Origin of the sequence: Thalassospira sp. MCCC 1A01148 (genome assembly GCF_001613795.1) — a bacterium.
GTDB lineage: Bacteria > Pseudomonadota > Alphaproteobacteria > Rhodospirillales > Thalassospiraceae > Thalassospira.
This window is the reverse complement of sequence record NZ_LPVZ01000020.1, coordinates 608,230-623,823: the sequence shown is the minus strand read 5'-3', so window position 1 is coordinate 623,823 and position 15,594 is coordinate 608,230. Positions and strand designations below refer to the sequence as shown.

The 15,594-nt window shown below is 50.8% G+C and carries 23 protein-coding genes; 20 read left to right on the top strand and 3 right to left on the bottom strand.

All coding sequences use genetic code 11. From position 1 onward, the window contains the following. Nucleotides 1-2 precede the first annotated feature (2 nt). The 12 genes from AUQ43_RS20310 (at nt 3) to AUQ43_RS12380 (ending at nt 8,115) form a co-directional block, all read left to right on the top strand. Nucleotides 3-140: a hypothetical protein gene (locus AUQ43_RS20310; RefSeq protein WP_156518939.1), complete on the top strand. Its 138-nt coding sequence runs from the start codon at nt 3-5 to the stop codon at nt 138-140. Further along, the gene (locus AUQ43_RS12425) at nt 137-622 is read left to right on the top strand and encodes a cytochrome c (protein WP_062956578.1); all 486 of its coding nucleotides are present in this window, start codon (nt 137-139) and stop codon (nt 620-622) included. The genes AUQ43_RS20310 and AUQ43_RS12425 overlap by 4 nt, the downstream gene beginning before the upstream one ends. After that, nucleotides 619-1,224, top strand: a complete 606-nt coding sequence (locus AUQ43_RS12420) for a DsbE family thiol:disulfide interchange protein (RefSeq protein ID WP_062956577.1) — start codon at nt 619-621, stop codon at nt 1,222-1,224. Before AUQ43_RS12425 ends, AUQ43_RS12420 begins: the two co-directional genes overlap by 4 nt. Continuing rightward, a complete protein-coding gene (locus AUQ43_RS12415) occupies nt 1,221-1,823 on the top strand; it encodes a TlpA disulfide reductase family protein (protein WP_062956576.1) in 603 nt (200 codons plus the stop codon). The genes AUQ43_RS12420 and AUQ43_RS12415 overlap by 4 nt, the downstream gene beginning before the upstream one ends. A gap of 13 nt (nt 1,824-1,836) precedes the next feature. Further along, nucleotides 1,837-2,253: a hypothetical protein gene (locus AUQ43_RS20445; protein WP_197482551.1), complete on the top strand. Its 417-nt coding sequence runs from the start codon at nt 1,837-1,839 to the stop codon at nt 2,251-2,253. Beyond that, nucleotides 2,246-2,506 carry a hypothetical protein gene (locus tag AUQ43_RS12410; protein WP_062959163.1) on the top strand — a complete coding sequence of 87 codons (261 nt, stop codon included), beginning with the start codon at nt 2,246-2,248 and terminating at the stop codon, nt 2,504-2,506. Before AUQ43_RS20445 ends, AUQ43_RS12410 begins: the two co-directional genes overlap by 8 nt. 62 nt (nt 2,507-2,568) lie before the next feature. After that, nucleotides 2,569-3,219, top strand: a complete 651-nt coding sequence (locus AUQ43_RS12405; RefSeq protein WP_062956574.1) for an SCO family protein — start codon at nt 2,569-2,571, stop codon at nt 3,217-3,219. Then, entirely contained in the window at nt 3,216-3,665 is a 450-nt protein-coding gene (locus tag AUQ43_RS12400; RefSeq protein WP_062956573.1) for a copper chaperone PCu(A)C, read from the top strand. Before AUQ43_RS12405 ends, AUQ43_RS12400 begins: the two co-directional genes overlap by 4 nt. Continuing rightward, a complete protein-coding gene (locus AUQ43_RS12395) occupies nt 3,662-4,309 on the top strand; it encodes a hypothetical protein (protein WP_062956572.1) in 648 nt (215 codons plus the stop codon). Before AUQ43_RS12400 ends, AUQ43_RS12395 begins: the two co-directional genes overlap by 4 nt. Nucleotides 4,310-4,393: 84 nt before the next feature. Next, nucleotides 4,394-5,134, top strand: a complete 741-nt coding sequence (locus AUQ43_RS12390; RefSeq protein ID WP_062956571.1) for a cytochrome c biogenesis CcdA family protein — start codon at nt 4,394-4,396, stop codon at nt 5,132-5,134. A 188-nt stretch (nt 5,135-5,322) separates the two neighbouring features. After that, nucleotides 5,323-7,779, top strand: coding sequence for a heavy metal translocating P-type ATPase (locus AUQ43_RS12385; RefSeq protein ID WP_062956570.1), 2,457 nt, complete (start codon nt 5,323-5,325; stop codon nt 7,777-7,779). Between the two features lie 126 nt (nt 7,780-7,905). Beyond that, nucleotides 7,906-8,115, top strand: a complete 210-nt coding sequence (locus tag AUQ43_RS12380) for a hypothetical protein (protein WP_062956569.1) — start codon at nt 7,906-7,908, stop codon at nt 8,113-8,115. Nucleotides 8,116-8,432: 317 nt separating this feature from the next. Here the strand turns inward: AUQ43_RS12380 and AUQ43_RS12375 are convergent, their stop codons facing one another. Then, the gene (locus AUQ43_RS12375; RefSeq protein ID WP_062956568.1) at nt 8,433-9,329 is read right to left on the bottom strand and encodes a cation transporter; all 897 of its coding nucleotides are present in this window, start codon (nt 9,327-9,329) and stop codon (nt 8,433-8,435) included. A gap of 80 nt (nt 9,330-9,409) precedes the next feature. Between AUQ43_RS12375 and cadR the strand changes: the two genes are divergently transcribed. After that, entirely contained in the window at nt 9,410-9,817 is a 408-nt protein-coding gene (cadR, locus tag AUQ43_RS20125) for a Cd(II)/Pb(II)-responsive transcriptional regulator (protein ID WP_063093925.1), read from the top strand. Between the two features lie 293 nt (nt 9,818-10,110). Here the strand turns inward: cadR and AUQ43_RS12370 are convergent, their stop codons facing one another. Beyond that, entirely contained in the window at nt 10,111-10,485 is a 375-nt protein-coding gene (locus AUQ43_RS12370; protein WP_369813470.1) for a helix-turn-helix domain-containing protein, read from the bottom strand. Between the two features lie 117 nt (nt 10,486-10,602). Between AUQ43_RS12370 and AUQ43_RS12365 the strand changes: the two genes are divergently transcribed. From AUQ43_RS12365 to merA, 4 genes are read left to right on the top strand one after another with little or no spacing between them, the layout of a single operon-like run. Continuing rightward, entirely contained in the window at nt 10,603-10,992 is a 390-nt protein-coding gene (locus AUQ43_RS12365) for a mercuric transporter MerT family protein (RefSeq protein ID WP_062956566.1), read from the top strand. A gap of 11 nt (nt 10,993-11,003) precedes the next feature. Beyond that, complete coding sequence (locus AUQ43_RS12360) at nt 11,004-11,333, top strand: heavy-metal-associated domain-containing protein (protein WP_062956565.1); 330 nt, start codon at nt 11,004-11,006, stop codon at nt 11,331-11,333. Between the two features lie 3 nt (nt 11,334-11,336). Further along, on the top strand, nt 11,337-11,588 hold the full coding sequence (gene merF / locus AUQ43_RS12355; protein WP_062956564.1) for a mercury resistance system transport protein MerF: 252 nt from the start codon (nt 11,337-11,339) through the stop codon (nt 11,586-11,588). 1 nt (nt 11,589) lies between these two features. Beyond that, nucleotides 11,590-13,011 (top strand): mercury(II) reductase, encoded by a 1,422-nt coding sequence (gene merA / locus AUQ43_RS12350; RefSeq protein WP_062956563.1) that lies wholly within the window; start codon nt 11,590-11,592, stop codon nt 13,009-13,011. A 99-nt stretch (nt 13,012-13,110) separates the two neighbouring features. Here the strand turns inward: merA and AUQ43_RS12345 are convergent, their stop codons facing one another. Beyond that, entirely contained in the window at nt 13,111-13,551 is a 441-nt protein-coding gene (locus AUQ43_RS12345; protein ID WP_082923384.1) for a helix-turn-helix domain-containing protein, read from the bottom strand. 91 nt (nt 13,552-13,642) lie between these two features. On the opposite strand from AUQ43_RS12345, the gene AUQ43_RS12340 reads away from it, so the two are divergent. The 3 genes from AUQ43_RS12340 (at nt 13,643) to AUQ43_RS12330 (ending at nt 15,431) form a co-directional block, all read left to right on the top strand. Further along, nucleotides 13,643-13,915 (top strand): hypothetical protein, encoded by a 273-nt coding sequence (locus AUQ43_RS12340; RefSeq protein WP_062956561.1) that lies wholly within the window; start codon nt 13,643-13,645, stop codon nt 13,913-13,915. Continuing rightward, complete coding sequence (locus AUQ43_RS12335) at nt 13,912-14,355, top strand: hypothetical protein (protein ID WP_062956560.1); 444 nt, start codon at nt 13,912-13,914, stop codon at nt 14,353-14,355. The genes AUQ43_RS12340 and AUQ43_RS12335 overlap by 4 nt, the downstream gene beginning before the upstream one ends. 107 nt (nt 14,356-14,462) lie before the next feature. Continuing rightward, nucleotides 14,463-15,431 carry an arsenic resistance protein gene (locus AUQ43_RS12330; RefSeq protein ID WP_062956559.1) on the top strand — a complete coding sequence of 323 codons (969 nt, stop codon included), beginning with the start codon at nt 14,463-14,465 and terminating at the stop codon, nt 15,429-15,431. Nucleotides 15,432-15,594 lie beyond the last annotated feature (163 nt).

Here is a 15,594-nt window from a genome sequence, read left to right as displayed (position 1 = left end):
AGATGATGGATGGTTCGATGATGGGGGGCCCGATGATGATGCTGATGATGGCAGGAGGCGGTCTTGTGTTTCTTCTGATCCTTGCGATCCTGATCATGAGTGTTCTCGCGTTGTTTAAATATCTGCGGGGCAGGAAATGATCGCTGTATCGCCTGGATCATTGGTCACCGGATTAATGGCTGGCGTCGGCATGGCTTTGTTGTCCGGGGTAGCGGATGCTGGATCAACGCCCGAGAATCTGACTTTTCTGGAAAAGCCGATCACTCCGGAACAGATTGCACTGGGCAACGATGTCTATGCTGAATTCTGCGCATCGTGCCATGGTGCAAATCTTGAGGGGCAGAAAAACTGGAAGCGCCGCCTTGATACCGGGCGGATGCCTGCGCCGCCGCACGATGCCAGTGGTCATACATGGCGCCATAGCGACCTGGAACTTTATGCGATGACCAAGTTCGGGATTGGCGCTGTCGTGCCGGGATATGAGAGCGATATGCCTGCATTCGAGGATGTTCTGAGTGATGAGGAGATCATCGCTGTACTTGGCTATATCAAGAGTGTCTGGTCGGACGAGGAACGCGCATTCCAGCACAATCTGAATCCTAAAGACGGGAGGGCGAAATGAGTGCAGTCCCCAAAGAACATCGCCCGCAAAAGCACTTCAACCGGCTGATCTATTTTCTGCCGCTTGGCATCGCCTTGATATTGGGTGTGGCCCTGGCGAAGGGATTGACTCTTGATCCCAACACACTCCCCTCGGCCCTGTTGGGCAGACAGGTCCCCGAATTTGACCTTCCGCCGGTAAAAGGCCGGATGCAAGGTTTGTCGAGTACGGATCTCAAAGGTGAAGTGTCGCTGGTCAATGTTTTTGCCTCCTGGTGTGTCGCGTGCCGTGAAGAACACCCCGTGTTCATGAAACTGGCCCGCGACGGCACCGTTCCACTGCATGGTCTGAACTATAAGGATCAGCCTGACGACGCTGCAGAATGGCTCGATAGCCTTGGCGATCCCTATACGAGAACAGGTGCGGACATTAACGGGCGTGTGGCAATTGACTGGGGCGTCTATGGCGTCCCTGAGACCTTCGTTGTCGATGCAAAAGGGAACATTGCTTACAAGCATGTCGGGCCGGTAACGGAAAAAGTGTTGGCCGAGACCATTCTGCCAAGGGTCGAAAAATTGCGTAATGAGGCCTCAGGTGCCGGAACTGCGGAGGCACCTCGATGAAGAGCCTCTTGGTGCATATGAACCTGAAAGTGGGGTTTGCCGCTGGCATCATACTGGTGGTTGTTACCACATTGACCATAGTTTCGTTACGCAACGAGAAGAATGTCACCGATCAGGCAGCGGACAATGTAAGGCAGAGACAACAGCGCTCGTTTGTCATGCATGACGTTCCCCGGCCTCTTCCCGAATTCGGGTTCGAAAACGCCGAAGGTCAACCCATGACACTGAGTGATTTCGAGGGAACGGTCGTCTTGCTGAATGTCTGGGCTACCTGGTGTGTTCCTTGCCGCGAGGAAATGCCGACCCTGGATGCCCTGCAGGCCGAACTCGGCAGTTCGGAGTTCAAAGTCGTTGCCTTGTCGATCGACCGGGCCGGAGCGGATGTCGTGCAGGATTTCTATAGCGAAATCGGCATCCGGAATCTGGACCTCTTCATCGATCCAACCATGAAAACCACGACGGCTCTGGGCATCCCCGGTTTACCGACGACGCTTCTGATTGACAGGAACGGCCGCGAGCTTGGTCGACTTGTCGGACCGACCGAATGGGCGACAGCAGAGATGATAGATTTTCTTAAATCCCACATCTACACCGATTGAGGAAGGAACTCCTATGACCGAGATACAACAAGCCAAATCCGGTAATACCTCGCTTGGGCATGACGTGGTTCATGCCGTTCGATATTACCTGAAGGGACGTCGCGGTGTATTTGTGCTGGCTGGAACTGCCCTTGTCGCTGGGCTTGCATTTAACTGGAGCTGGATGGTTGCGGTCGGCATTGCACCTTTGCTCCTTTCTGTTCTGCCTTGCGTAGCCATGTGTGCGCTGGGTTTATGCATGAACAAAAAGGCCTGTTCGTCGAAAAAGAGCGCCAGCGATATCGCCCCTTCATCCGATGAAACCCCGAAAAACAGTCTTCCCGGCAACGAGGCCGGAAGGTCCCCGGCTGCATCAGGCGCAAATATAGCGTCTGTAACACCCCAGTCGGGACATGAGTCCACAACCGAAAGGAATGTTAGAGATGCGTAAATCAATCAAACTCACCGCGTTTGCCACAATGATGGTCGCGGGACTGGCGACAACAGCCCTATATGCCCAGGAAGCCCAAACTCCGGACAAGCAATCCCCGATGATGGAGCATGATGGCAATTCAGGCATGGGGGATATGCAGGGCATGATGGGTATGATGAAGATGATGAGCCAGATGGGGCCGATGATGGAGCAGTGTACTGAAATGATGGCTGCTATGACCGATCACATGCCGCAGCCTTCCGACAAATAACATCGTGACATGACACCCGCCCGGGACAAATACCCGGGCGGGATTTTCCACGGGATCGTTTCATGACATCGAATAATTTCAACCGGTTACGTTTCATCCGTTCCCTATTGTGGGGGATGGTTGTCCTTGCTGTACTGCTCTTTGGCGGCGCATATATCTTCCAGGCTTCCGACCGCAAGCAAATGTCGTCGGGGGCCGAAGGGACGGGAGAAGCCGCCATTCACTCTGATTTTTCCTTGACCGATCATCAGGGGAACCGTGTGAGTGAAGCAAGCTTCCCGGGGCGTTGGCAGCTTGTCTTTTTCGGTTTCACACATTGTCCTGATGTTTGTCCGACCACACTTGCCTATATGGCGGATGCGCTTGACCGCATGGGGCGTGAAGCCGACAGCGTGGCACCGATATTCATTACAATTGATCCGGCACGCGATACACCTGACGTCATGACGGAATATGTCGAGGCCTTTCATCCGGCGCTGATCGGATTGACCGGTAGTAAGGAGGATGTCGCTGCAGCCGCCGAGGCTTTTCGGGTCTATTACGAAAAGTTGGACGACGATACAGCACCGGACGGCTATTTGATGGCCCATTCCGGGCATCTTTATCTGATGGCACCGGATGGGCGTTACCTGACTGTCTTTCGTGAAGGAGATCAGCCGGCAGAAGACATGGCAATCCGGATTCTCGCGATCATGAATGGGAGTACAATATGAAAAGAACAGCCATCGCCCTCGTCATGACCTTGCTATCAGCACTACCGGTTTCTGCCGGAAACCTTGTCGAAATATCTGACGCCTGGGCACGTGCCACGATTCTGACATCCCGTCCGGGTGTGGCATATCTTACGATCACAAGCGCTGCGACCGACCGCCTTCTGGAAATCACCACAGCTGTGGCCGACCATGTGATGATACATGATGTCGTCACGGTCGATGATGTTCGCCGGATGCGACATGTCATGGCTCTGGATGTTCCGGCCAACCGCCCGGTCACTCTGGCGCCGGGGGCAATGCATCTCATGTTGACGGGATTGCATGAAAAACTCCGTGAAGGTGAGAAGTTTCCCATGACATTGCGCTTTGAAAACGCAGGCGAGATTAGCATTGACGTCGCCATTCTTGGCATAGCTGCCGCCGGGCCGCAGGGGGAAACAGAATGATCCGGTGGTTGTTTTTGATCCTGGCGTTGACGGCCTCACCAGCTTTTGCGAATCATCCCGGTGAACACCTTGACGAGGTGATGGCGGATAAAGAGCCATATTTTGAGGTGACAAACACCGGAAAGGTTCCAGAGATAGAACTTTTTAACCAAAATCAAGGTCGCTTTAATTTGAGCGACCTTGATGATCAGATACTTATTTTAAGTTTTGTGCCAAGGGATTGTGGTGCAGCCTGTGCAGAACAGCAAACCCTACTGGCGTCCTCTCAGGCGAGGCTGAATATTAGCCCGATGCGGGAAATGGTCACGTTCATTACCGTTCATTCCGAAGATTTTTCAGATACTCCTTCTTGGGATCTGGTGAACTGGCGGCCTGTTATGCCGTCTTCGGATATCAGTGCTGTAACTGTTGCCGATAAATTCGCCAAATTGAGCCAGCGTGACGGGTCTGCGCCGATGATTCATATTATCGATCGGAATACCCGCCATGCCGGTATTTTTCACGGCACGAGTTTCAATCAGATGAATCTGATCCTTTACGTGAACGGATTGACAAACGCTGTCCACCCCCCAAAGCCGCCTGTTGAAAAGGGGTGGCTCGATCAGTTAACAGACTGGTTCTCAAAAGTAGGAAAAGAGCCCTGAACAAAGATAGGCTTAGCACTGTTTGGTTAGCTGACCTTCCTGTTCTCTGAATACTTGGTTCCTGATTTTACGGAATACAGATTAATGCCTGAACTTTCCAATATCGGCATAATAAGCGCGTTCGCCGCAGGCCTCATATCGTTTCTCTCGCCATGCGTGCTGCCTCTGGTTCCCGGATATATCTCCTATATCGCGGGTGGTGCCTCTCTTTCGACCAGAACGGAGGCAATCCGAGTTGGTCGATTGTCATCTCTTGGTTTCAGCCTGTGTTTCGTTTTGGGCTTCACCACGGTTTTCGTCCTTCTGGGGGCCAGTGCAACAGCACTTGGTCAGGTCCTGCTCGGGTACCGGTTCGAGATGAATCTGATTGGTGGCGGCATTGTCATTCTGTTCGGGCTGTTCATGCTGGGAACGCTCCGTCCGGCGTGGATGATGCGTGAAGCGCGCTTTCATCTTGATCTGCCTGGTGGACGTGTGGTTTCGGCATATACTCTTGGGCTTGCTTTTGCGTTCGGCTGGACACCCTGCATCGGTCCTATTCTCGGTGCCATTCTGACTGTCAGCGCCTCGTCGGCAACTGTCAGCGATGGTATTGCTTTGTTGATCGTATATTCCGTGGGGCTTGGAGTGCCGTTTCTCTTGGCAGCACTGTTTACCGAGAGCCTGTCTGTCAGATTGAAATCCATAGGACGCTTTGGGCGTTATCTCCGTGCAGCGGCGGCCTTGATCATGATCGCCATGGGAGTTGCCATGATGACCGGTTATATGTCCGCCTTTGCGTTCTGGCTGCTGGAAACATTCCCGCTTTTGGGGCGCATTGGTTGACGGGCCAGGAAGAACCTTCCAACAGTTAATGGCTTTCTTAGTAGTGACTTGTGCGCGCTATTTTTTGCCGAAAAATTGGAAGAAAACAGCAAAGTACACGTCGTGTGAGACACTTCGAACAAAATACTTGACCTTCCAGTGACTGGAACCTTCATACTTGCTTAAACAGCAGACAATCAGAGGTTCAGATGCAAAACCATAATCACGTGCAAATAAAACTTGATGGGATAACCTGCTCCTCTTGCGTAGCAAGAATCGAGCAAACTCTATCCGCGATGAAAGGTGTCGGAGAAGTATCGGTCAATCAGGCGAATGAGACGGCCCGAATGAAGGTCGACAAGGCGCAAAGGCTTGTCGAGATTGCTCAAGCGCTTCAGAAACTTGGTTATGCCCCCCAATATGGCAACGTAACTCTAAGTGTGAATTCAATGTCATGCGCCTCTTGTGTTAATCGCATCTCAAAGTCGCTTGGCCAAGTCACCGGCGTAATAGACGTAGCCGTCAACCTTCCAACTGAGACTGTAGCGGTGAAATTCCTACAGAATGTTGTCTCTCCGACTGAATTGTCCTCCCAACTGACTGCTTCCGGTTATCCATCTGAGATCAAAGAAACAACGGACAGTTCTATCAAGAATAAACAGGTTGCGCGTGAAATAGCCTACCGTACGCTTTGGGCTGCTTTGCTAACTCTGCCTATTTTTCTGACCGAAATGGGCGGTCATATCATCCCGGAACTTGCTAATGTTATCGAAAGCACGATCGGGCAGCAAACTTACTGGACGCTGCAATTTATCTTAACAACAGCAATTCTTGCCGGGCCGGGCAGATACTTCTTCATCAGAGGTGTCCCTTCTCTTCTGAAAGGTTCTCCAGATATGAACAGTCTGGTCGCACTCGGAACGGGAGCGGCTTATATATTCTCTACCGTTTCCACATTTCTTCCTGAACTTATACCTGTGGAAGTTCGCGCAGTATATTTCGAAGCCGCAGCAGTCATCATTGTTCTCATCCTGCTTGGCCGTTTTCTGGAAGCCCGTGCAAAGGGGAGGACTGGAGCGGCGATCCAAAAACTTCTGGGACTTCAAGTTATAGAAGCACGAGTACAACGCGATGGCGAAAGCGTCATTGTTCCTGTTGATGACCTTCAAGTTGGCGATGTTATTATAGTGCGCCCGGGTGAACGAATCCCGGTTGATGGTGTAATTGTTGAGGGAAACAGTCATATTGACGAGAGCATGATAACGGGCGAGCCAATTCCTGTTGCCAAACAAGCTGATTCAAAAGTCACAGGAGGAACCGTGAATGGTGCAGGAGGCTTCAGTTTTCGCGCAACTCGTGTTGGTGAAGACACAACATTATCGCAAATAATTCGGATGGTTGAAGAAGCCCAATCCACCAAACTTCCCATTCAGAGTCTGGTTGATCGCGTAACTCAATGGTTTGTACCTGCAGTCATGTTTTTTGCTGCACTAAGTGTCTTGGCATGGTTTTTGTTCGGTCCTGAGCCAGCCGTTACAATGGCGTTGGTGGCAGGTGTTTCTGTTCTAATAATAGCCTGTCCTTGCGCAATGGGGTTAGCCACACCAACCTCCATCATGGTTGGAACAGGTCGTGCAGCTGAAATGGGTATTTTGTTTCGCAAGGGAGACGCACTTCAGGAACTTCGTTCCGTTCAGATCGTTGCGCTCGACAAGACTGGTACTTTGACGGAAGGACGGCCAGAGGTAACCGATTTTGTGGTTGCTCAAGGCTTCACAAAACTTGAAGTTTTAAGGTATGTAGCTGCTGTTGAAGCCAGATCGGAACACCCGATTGCCAACGCAATCGTATCTACGGCGCGCCGTGAGAATATTGACGCAGACCAACCAGTTACAGATTTCACCTCATTCACTGGTTACGGCGTCCGAGCAAAGGTTGATGATGCAACTGTCCTAGTTGGAACTGAACGCCTGATGCGACGAGAACAGATTGATCTCAAAGATTTTCCTGCAGTTGTTCAAAAGCTCTCACGAAACGGGCGAACAGCATTGTACGCAGCAATTGACGGACAGGTTGCTGCTGTTATCGGAGTGTCAGATCCTGTAAAGCCTTCAAGCAGGGACGTGATAAAAGCGCTTCACAGCCTTGACCTGAAAGTCGCAATGATAACAGGTGACAGTCTTGAGACTGCACAGGTAATTGCAGAGGAAACTGGAATTGATCATGTAGTTGCTGGAGTGTTGCCAGACGGCAAGGTTGCGGCCTTGAATGATCTTCGTGGAGAGGGGCGGAAGATTGCATTTGTTGGTGACGGTATTAATGACGCACCTGCTCTCGCTCATGCCGATGTTGGGATCGCGATAGGCACAGGCACTGACGTGGCAATTGAGTCGGCAGATATTGTTCTGATGTCTGGCGATCTTGGCGGCGTCATCAATGCCTTTGAAGTATCCAACCGGACGATGCGAAACATTCAGCAAAATCTGTTTTGGGCTTTTGGCTATAACACCGCACTTATCCCTGTTGCTGCAGGTCTGCTTTATCCTTTCTCTGGAATTCTGCTCACTCCTGTTCTCGCAGCAGGCGCAATGGCGTTGTCTTCGGTCTTTGTTTTAACAAATGCATTGCGGCTCCGTAAAATTGTGCCGGTAATGCGTATGTTGTGATCGCGTGATTGGATTGAGAAAGAACTGAAAAGTTCTATTAGATCGTGAGTGCGTCAAAGTACCGGTAGGAGAAGTTCTTCTCGGCAAGAACCTCTCTTACCCAATACCGGATTAAGGAGCGATTAAATGACGACCTCAAGTGATGAACAATTGGAGTATGTAGTTTTGCATGCTTTCAAACATGCCTGCAGCTGCGAAAGGCTTGATATTGCCGAATTTATGCTAAGAGCCCTTGAAAAGCTTGATCAGGAGCGAACGGAACATGACACCGTGGATCGTCCATTGATGGATGCGTATCGTGATTTGACGGCAAGCTCACAGCATCACAATAATTGATAGCTGGGGTGGTAAGGTCAATTGGAACACTTGAATTAACATTTCAAAGTATCCTTCATCTTTCAGCAAACCGAGTTTCACATGGCACGGCTTGATTCGTGTGAAGAAGAGTTGGTGGTTTTCTCAATTGGCAACTGAATGCAGCACAGGTGTTCCATGTCTGCACCCAATTAAAGAACGGGGTACAGAAACAGACTCGCCATAGGCCATTGATTGTTGCCCCAGACATTTTATCGCCTGATCCGACGCAGGAAGTACGCCAGAAATGGGCAATAGGTCATGCCGTGAGCGATTTTTGCCCGCAACGGACACTGCTCTTAACCCTTGATAGCCAGAATGCGTTTGGCGCCGTTCAGTACAATGACCCCGGCGATGGTGCCGATGATCAGGTCGGGATAATTGGACCCGGTCCACGCGACCAAAACGCCGGCGGTGATGACCCCCAGATTGATCACCACGTCATTGGCCGAGAATATCCAGCTTGCCTTCATGTGCGCCCCGCCCTCCCGATGTTTGGATATGAGCAGCAGACAACTGGCATTGGCAATCAATGCGACGAATGCGATAGCCATCATCACCAACGATTCAGGCTCACTGCCAAATACAAAGCGTCTCACCACCTCCGCTAGTGCTCCAACAGCCAGAATTAGCTGCAGAACACCAGCAAGATGCGCGGCACGCACCTGCATTCTTATGCTATGCCCAACAGCATAAAGGGCGAGCCCGTATACCGCCGCATCTGCGAAATTATCAAGAGACTCACTAATTAGGCCAGTGGACTGGGCTGCCAGGCCGGAAATCATTTCTATTAGAAATAGGAGTGCATTGATGCCAAGCAACCAGCGCAGGGTGCCTGCTTCTTGTTTGATAGAGGTAGTTGAGGCTTCGGCGGTCTTGATGGTCTCTGGATCGGCTGCGGTGCTTTCCTGAAGCGTAGCGCCTAGCCCCAAGGTCTCCAACTTTGTAGTGATAGCGGCAACTTCGCCATTGTGTACGACCTCCAACTGGTGGTTCGACAAGTCGAAGGACAAGGTCTGAATCTCCTTAAGGCCATTCAGGGCGAGGCGGATTATTCGTTCTTCTGACGGGCAGTCCATTTTTGGCACTGCATAAATACTGATCCATTGCTCTGATGCTTCGAAGGCGTTCGGTTCATCGGTATTCGATGGCGGAGGTGCATCACTACCAGAAAGGCTATCACAGAATATACTCATGACATGGTTCCACTTTAAATTACAGTGTTACCATTCAAAACTATATAGTAACTATAAGGTCAATAGGGTGGAGAGGACAAATGCGCATTGGTCAGTTGGCACGGTTAGTAGAGATCGACACACAAACAATCCGCTTCTATGAACAGCAGGGCCTATTGCCGTCGGTAGGGCGGAGAGAAAACGGCTACCGCGTCTATACCAAAAAGCATGGTCAACGGTTGAGATTTATCCGTCGCTGCAGAATTCTGGGTCTATCTCTGGCGGAGATTTCCGAACTACAGCAGCATCAGGATGAGCCTCATCAGCCTTGTAATGCGGTCAACGTTTTACTTGATGATCACATATCTCATGTGCAATCACAGATTGCCACTCTACAAGCGCTAGAAATACAACTCGTTTCACTAAGAGAAAGTTGCAAAGATGGACGGGATGTAGAGGAATGTGGCGTTCTTTCTGGGATCAATGATAAAGAGACGCATAAGAGGTAGAGGGGTTTTCCTGTGGAACAAACCGAAAAACCAATATTTTACTCTTGCCGATTTAATTATATAAACAGAAACTTTTTTGGTTTGTTTTGCTAAATACTTCCTATTTTATCTATTACTTGGGGCGTAGCCTTTGTTGTAATCTGGCATTCCATCATAAGTTTTTGTTGATATTTAGCTCAAGGATTTGGGAATAATTGAAATTTACTTCATTTGTTGGCATGCTGACAATGTTGTAAAAATTGATAACTGGCCTCTTTGTCCTTTTGATGAAGCCGAACTCACAAGCTACTACTTCAAACGTGGAACAAGGCTTCCAGAACAGGGCACTCAGGCACATCTTTTCCTGAACATTGAGCTGCCGTTTCCGCCAAAACCTGTTCGATCCGTTTCAGGTCATCAATTTTTGTGCGCACGTCAGCAAGATGGCTTTCCGTACGCTGTTTGACCTCCGAACATGTTTGCAACTGACCATCTATAAGAGTCAGCAACCCCCGGATATCTTCAATCGAAAAACCCAGATCACGGGCGCGCAGGATAAACCGCAACCGGGAAACATGTGTTTCGTCATACAGCCTGTAACCCGTTTTGCTGCGCCGCGGATCGGGCATCATGCCGGTCTTTTCATAATAGCGGATCGTTTCAAGATGACAGCCTGTCACCTTCGACAATTCTGCTCGCTTTAGTCGCCTCCCGGAATTGTGATCGTCCATGTGATCAAAACCTTCTTTAATCTGTAGCAGCTACAGACTGTATCTTAACTGCGAATCGAATTCGAGGTAAATCACATGAACGATATCAAATCGGACGACCTGTTGTCGGATGACGGGAAGCAGACAAAAAGAGGTCTGCTTGCAACTGGTGGAGTGGTCGGAGCCATTCTTGCATCCGCCTGCTGTGTCGCACCACTCCTGCTTCTGATGCTGGGGGTGTCGGGGGCCTGGATCGGCAATCTGACGGCTCTTGAACCTTACAAACCACTCTTCGCGACGGTGGCTCTGATATTTATCGGGCTGGGGTTCTGGCAGGTCTATTTCAAGACCAAGCCAGCTTGTGACGACGGGTCTTACTGCGCCCGTCCGGAATCCGCACTGATCACCAAAGCCGCCCTGTGGTTCTCAACCGTGCTGGTGGGATTGGCCCTGACAATCAACTGGTGGGCACCGCTGTTCTATTAGGAGAAATCGAGATGAAACGAACAGGCATTATTCTGGCCGGGGCATTTGCCCTGGGACTGGCTGTCATATATCCGGGAGGCTACCTCCCAACTGCGGCGCTTGCTGCCAGCGCCACAGCGCAGGATGAACAAACAACCGTTTTCGACATCGAAAACATGACCTGCGCCCTGTGTCCGGTGACGGTCAAAACCGCGATGGAAGCCGTCACCGGCGTAGAGGCCGTAGACGTCAACTTCGATAAAAAAACCGCAACTGTCACCTTCGACCCGTCAGTCGCCAATGTGGAAACCATCGGGATCGCTTCGACAAATGCCGGTTATCCGGCCAAGGCGCGGGATTAAATAATGCGTGGCAACACCATTTTTAAAACCGGGATCGTCGGAACAATTTTTGCTGTGATCTGCTGTTTCACACCAATCCTTGTTGTCACGTTCGGGGCCCTTGGACTCTCGGCATGGCTGGGCTGGATAGACTATGTCCTCATACCCGGATTACTCCTGTTCATTGCCCTGGCACTGTACGGCTACCGACAACGAACCCGTGCGCGCGCTTGCTGCGAGACCGATACACAACCAACCACCCGGAAAGGAAAATAATATGAACAATTGTTGTTCGACCGACAAACAGGAATATGACCTTGCTGTCATCGGCGCGGGTTCGGCCGGTTTTTCGGCGGCGATTACGGCCGCTGAACAGGGCGCAAGGGTCGCACTTATCGGCAAGGGAATGATTGGCGGCACATGCGTCAATGTCGGGTGTGTTCCCTCCAAAACCATGATCCGTGCCGCAGAGGCCGTGCATGGCGCAGCGGGTGCTGCGCGTTTTCCCGGCCTCTCCGGAAACGCTCATGTCGCTGACTGGCAGTCCCTGATCAAGGCTAAAGAGGATCTGGTTTCCGGTTTGCGTCAGAAGAAATATATCGATCTGCTGCCCGAATATGATGGCATCGATTATCTCGAAGGGGATGTTGTATTTAATGACACCGGTCTTCTGCTTGACGGCAAAAAGCTTGTTGCAAGAAAGACAATCATTGCAACCGGCACATCCCCGTCATTTCCCGATATTCCAGGCATTGAGAATGTCCCCTGTCTGACCAGTACAACGGCACTTGAACTTGATAAGCAGCCACGATCACTTCTCGTGATTGGCGGAGGATATATCGGTTGTGAACTGGCTCAGATGTTTGCACGGCTCGGCAGCTCGGTTACGCTGGTGACACGGTCACGGCTTCTTCCCGAAGCAGAACCGGAAATTGCTGCATCGCTCACTCAGGAGTTAAGGAATGAAGGGGTATCCGTTCGCACGGGCCTCACCTACGAGAGGGTTGAACGGAAGAATGATAAAACGGAACTGACCATTAATGTCGAAGGCCAAGCCGAGGTTCTTTTTGCTGAACAGATCCTGGTAACGACAGGCCGTAAGCCGAATACAAACGGATTAGGCCTCGAAACGGCTGGAATTGAAGTAAATTCGAATGGCGGAATTGTTGTGGACGCGTACATGCGGACGACGCGTCCTGATGTATATGCTGCGGGCGATGTGACCGGGCGCGACCAGTTCGTTTATATGGCAGCTTATGGCGCCAAACTTGCGGCAATAAATGCCTATAACCGTGACGAACAGACATATGACAACACAACGATGCCCTGGGTTGTCTTCACCGATCCACAAGTTTCTGGCGTAGGTCTCTCCGAGGTTCAGGCACAGAAACGGGGCTTTGTGGTCAAGACATCTGTCGTGCCGCTTGATCAGGTGCCCAGATCACTTGCCGCCCGTGATACACGCGGTTTGATAAAACTCATTGCAGATGAAGCAACTGACCGCTTGCTGGGCGCTCAGATACTGGCACCCGAGGGCTGTGACAGCATTCAGACAATGGCGCTGGCCATACGCTTCGGGATGACCGCCAAAGAACTGGGGGAAACAATCTTCCCATATCTGACAACAGTAGAAGGGCTTAAATTGGCTGCCCAAACATTCAACAGGGATGTGTCGAAACTATCCTGCTGCGCGGGATAGTCTGATCAAGATATGAGAATCCTGCCTTGCGAACGCTCATCTCTTCGGAGCCCGAGAATCTTTTGCTTCCGAAGCTGGACGGGAACGATAAGTCGATAATCAACAGCATTTATTGTTCTCGGGTTTCGCAATGTCTTTAAACACCAGACATTCCCGACCAGGGCCACCTGAACAGGCCGCATCACACTGTTCGACAAACCCAGTCAGGCTCTTCTCCAGCGCACGAAGTTCTTTAAGTTTTGCGCGGACATCTGTTAGGTGTGCGTGAGCAATGTCCCGAACTTCTCTGCAATTCTGATCGGGGCTAATCGACAAACCCGCCAAAAGCCGAACCTGGTTGATGGAAAAGCCGAAGTCTCGGCATCGCCTGATAAAGATCAGACGCTCTTTGTCGCTTTCGTCATAGATGCGCTGGTCGCTTGTAGTTCGACGCGGCTTGGGTAACAGACCTATGTCCTCGTAATACCGGATCGTCGGCGAAGCAACTCCGGTCGCCTTGGCAAGGGTGCCGATACTCAGCATACCCGAACGACTATTCATGGCAAAATCTCCTGTTGTCCTTCAAGTTACTTGAAGGTTTAGGCTTTCGCCAGTGCTTTGAGAAATAGAGTCATGAAGAAGGATATTTGCAATGGTTGAAGCCAATAATTCCAAAAAGATCGCCGTCGGTTTCGCAATTTCTGCTTGCGCTGTTTGTTGTGCGCCGCTTGTTATTCCGCCACTGCTTGCACTTGTTGCAGCAAGTAACGTTGGACTTACCGTGTTTGGACAGGTCGGGCTTGGTGTGCTCGTACTTATCAGTATGGGAGGATACATTTATATGCGCCGCAGCAATACCATGCGCATGCAAAAAGCATGCGGGTGCAAAAGTTGCCACTCGGTTAAACAGGGAGAAAGCCAATGATGCAGTTCGGCAAAGTTGATTTACGAGATTGGTTCAAGGCTATTGGTATCGGCATTGTAACTGCCATTTTGCTGTCTGCGGTGATGGTGCCTGCCTCAAAATTCGGCATCTCGCCATTGCCCAAGCCGCTTGGTCTTGCATTTGCCGAAACGGTTATGGGGCGTTCACTTCCGCTGCCGGTTGGCCTAATATTCCACATTGCCTATGTGGTATTTTGGTCTGTTTTGTTTGTTGTGTTGTTTCGAAACGATTTACGATTTCGGAACGCCTTGTTGCTTGGTATGGGGCTCTGGCTTCTTGTTCTTGTTGCATTTTTCCCCATTGTGGGCTGGGGTTTCCTTGGTCTCGCGGTAAGCTCCAAACTTATCGTCGCGGCACTTATCCCTCATTTGCTATTTTCGATTTTTCTTTGGGCGCTCTGCCGGGGAATGTTCAAATAGCGTTGTGTGGTGTAATCGACTAGTTACAACAAAAATCAAAAAGTCGACCGGAATGCAACGAAGTTGTCGGTTTAAATAAAGGAGTATGATCGGTGAAGGCAACGGCAATGCGTGATTGGCTGGAATCGCGTCAGATTATTGTTTACTTCGTTGCAATTGGTCTGGGGGTGGTTATCGGCATAACGGCGCCTCAAATGTCAGTGGCATTCGAAGGTGTCATTACGCCAGTTTTGGCTACACTCATTTACACGACCTTTTTGCAAGTGCCGCTAGCCGATCTTCGCGGCGCAATGACCAACCGGCGCTTTCTTGCGGCATTGCTACTGGCGAACTTTCTCGTCATACCCGTGTTCGTCTGGTTGTTGTTCCAGATGGTGCCGGATCATTCCGCCGTGCAACTTGGCGTACTTCTCGTCCTGCTGACGCCGTGCATCGACTATGTCGTTGTGTTTACGCATATGGGGCGAGGAAACGCACGTCTTATACTTGCCGCCACGCCCATTCTTCTTATCGTGCAAATCCTGCTGCTCCCGCTTTATCTCTGGCTTTTTTTGGGGCCAAACACAGCAGAACTGTTAAGCCCCGGTCCTTTCCTCGCAGCGTTCCTGTGGCTTATTGCGGTGCCTCTGGTCCTAGCCTGGTTGACGGAGCTTTTGGCCAGACGTCATACAACCAGCCAAAAGTTTACCGCCTCCATGACGTTGGGTCCTGTTCCCCTGATGGCATTGACATTGTTTCTGGTTATCGGTGCGGAGCTTCCCCGGATCAGGGAGGCGCAAGACATCGTCTTGAGCATTGTAGCGATCTATATTGTCTATGCTGTGGTTTCGCCACTTATCGGCTGGGCTATTGCCCGGTTCGCACATCTTGATGCTGATGCTGGTCGGGCTGTGATGTTTAGCACTGGTACCCGAAATTCTCTGGTCGTATTGCCGCTGGCACTCGCAGCCCCGTTTGACGGGAGCCTTGTTGCTGGTGTTGTCGTGACACAAACACTCGTCGAACTACTGGCCGAGCTTGCCTATATAAGGCTTGTTCCGACCCTGATGGCTTCACGACCAACACGTGGTGGGTGAGTACGAATTGTCCAAAGTGATGTATCCTGTCGAAAATATCGACATTGATTGGGCGCCGTTTTGGAAACGAACGTTTTCCAGACAGGTGAAAGCCCGAATGCCAATCTCCGATTGAAAACTGTTAATTTGTCTGTATACCGCGTCTTGAAATCAACGTAATATT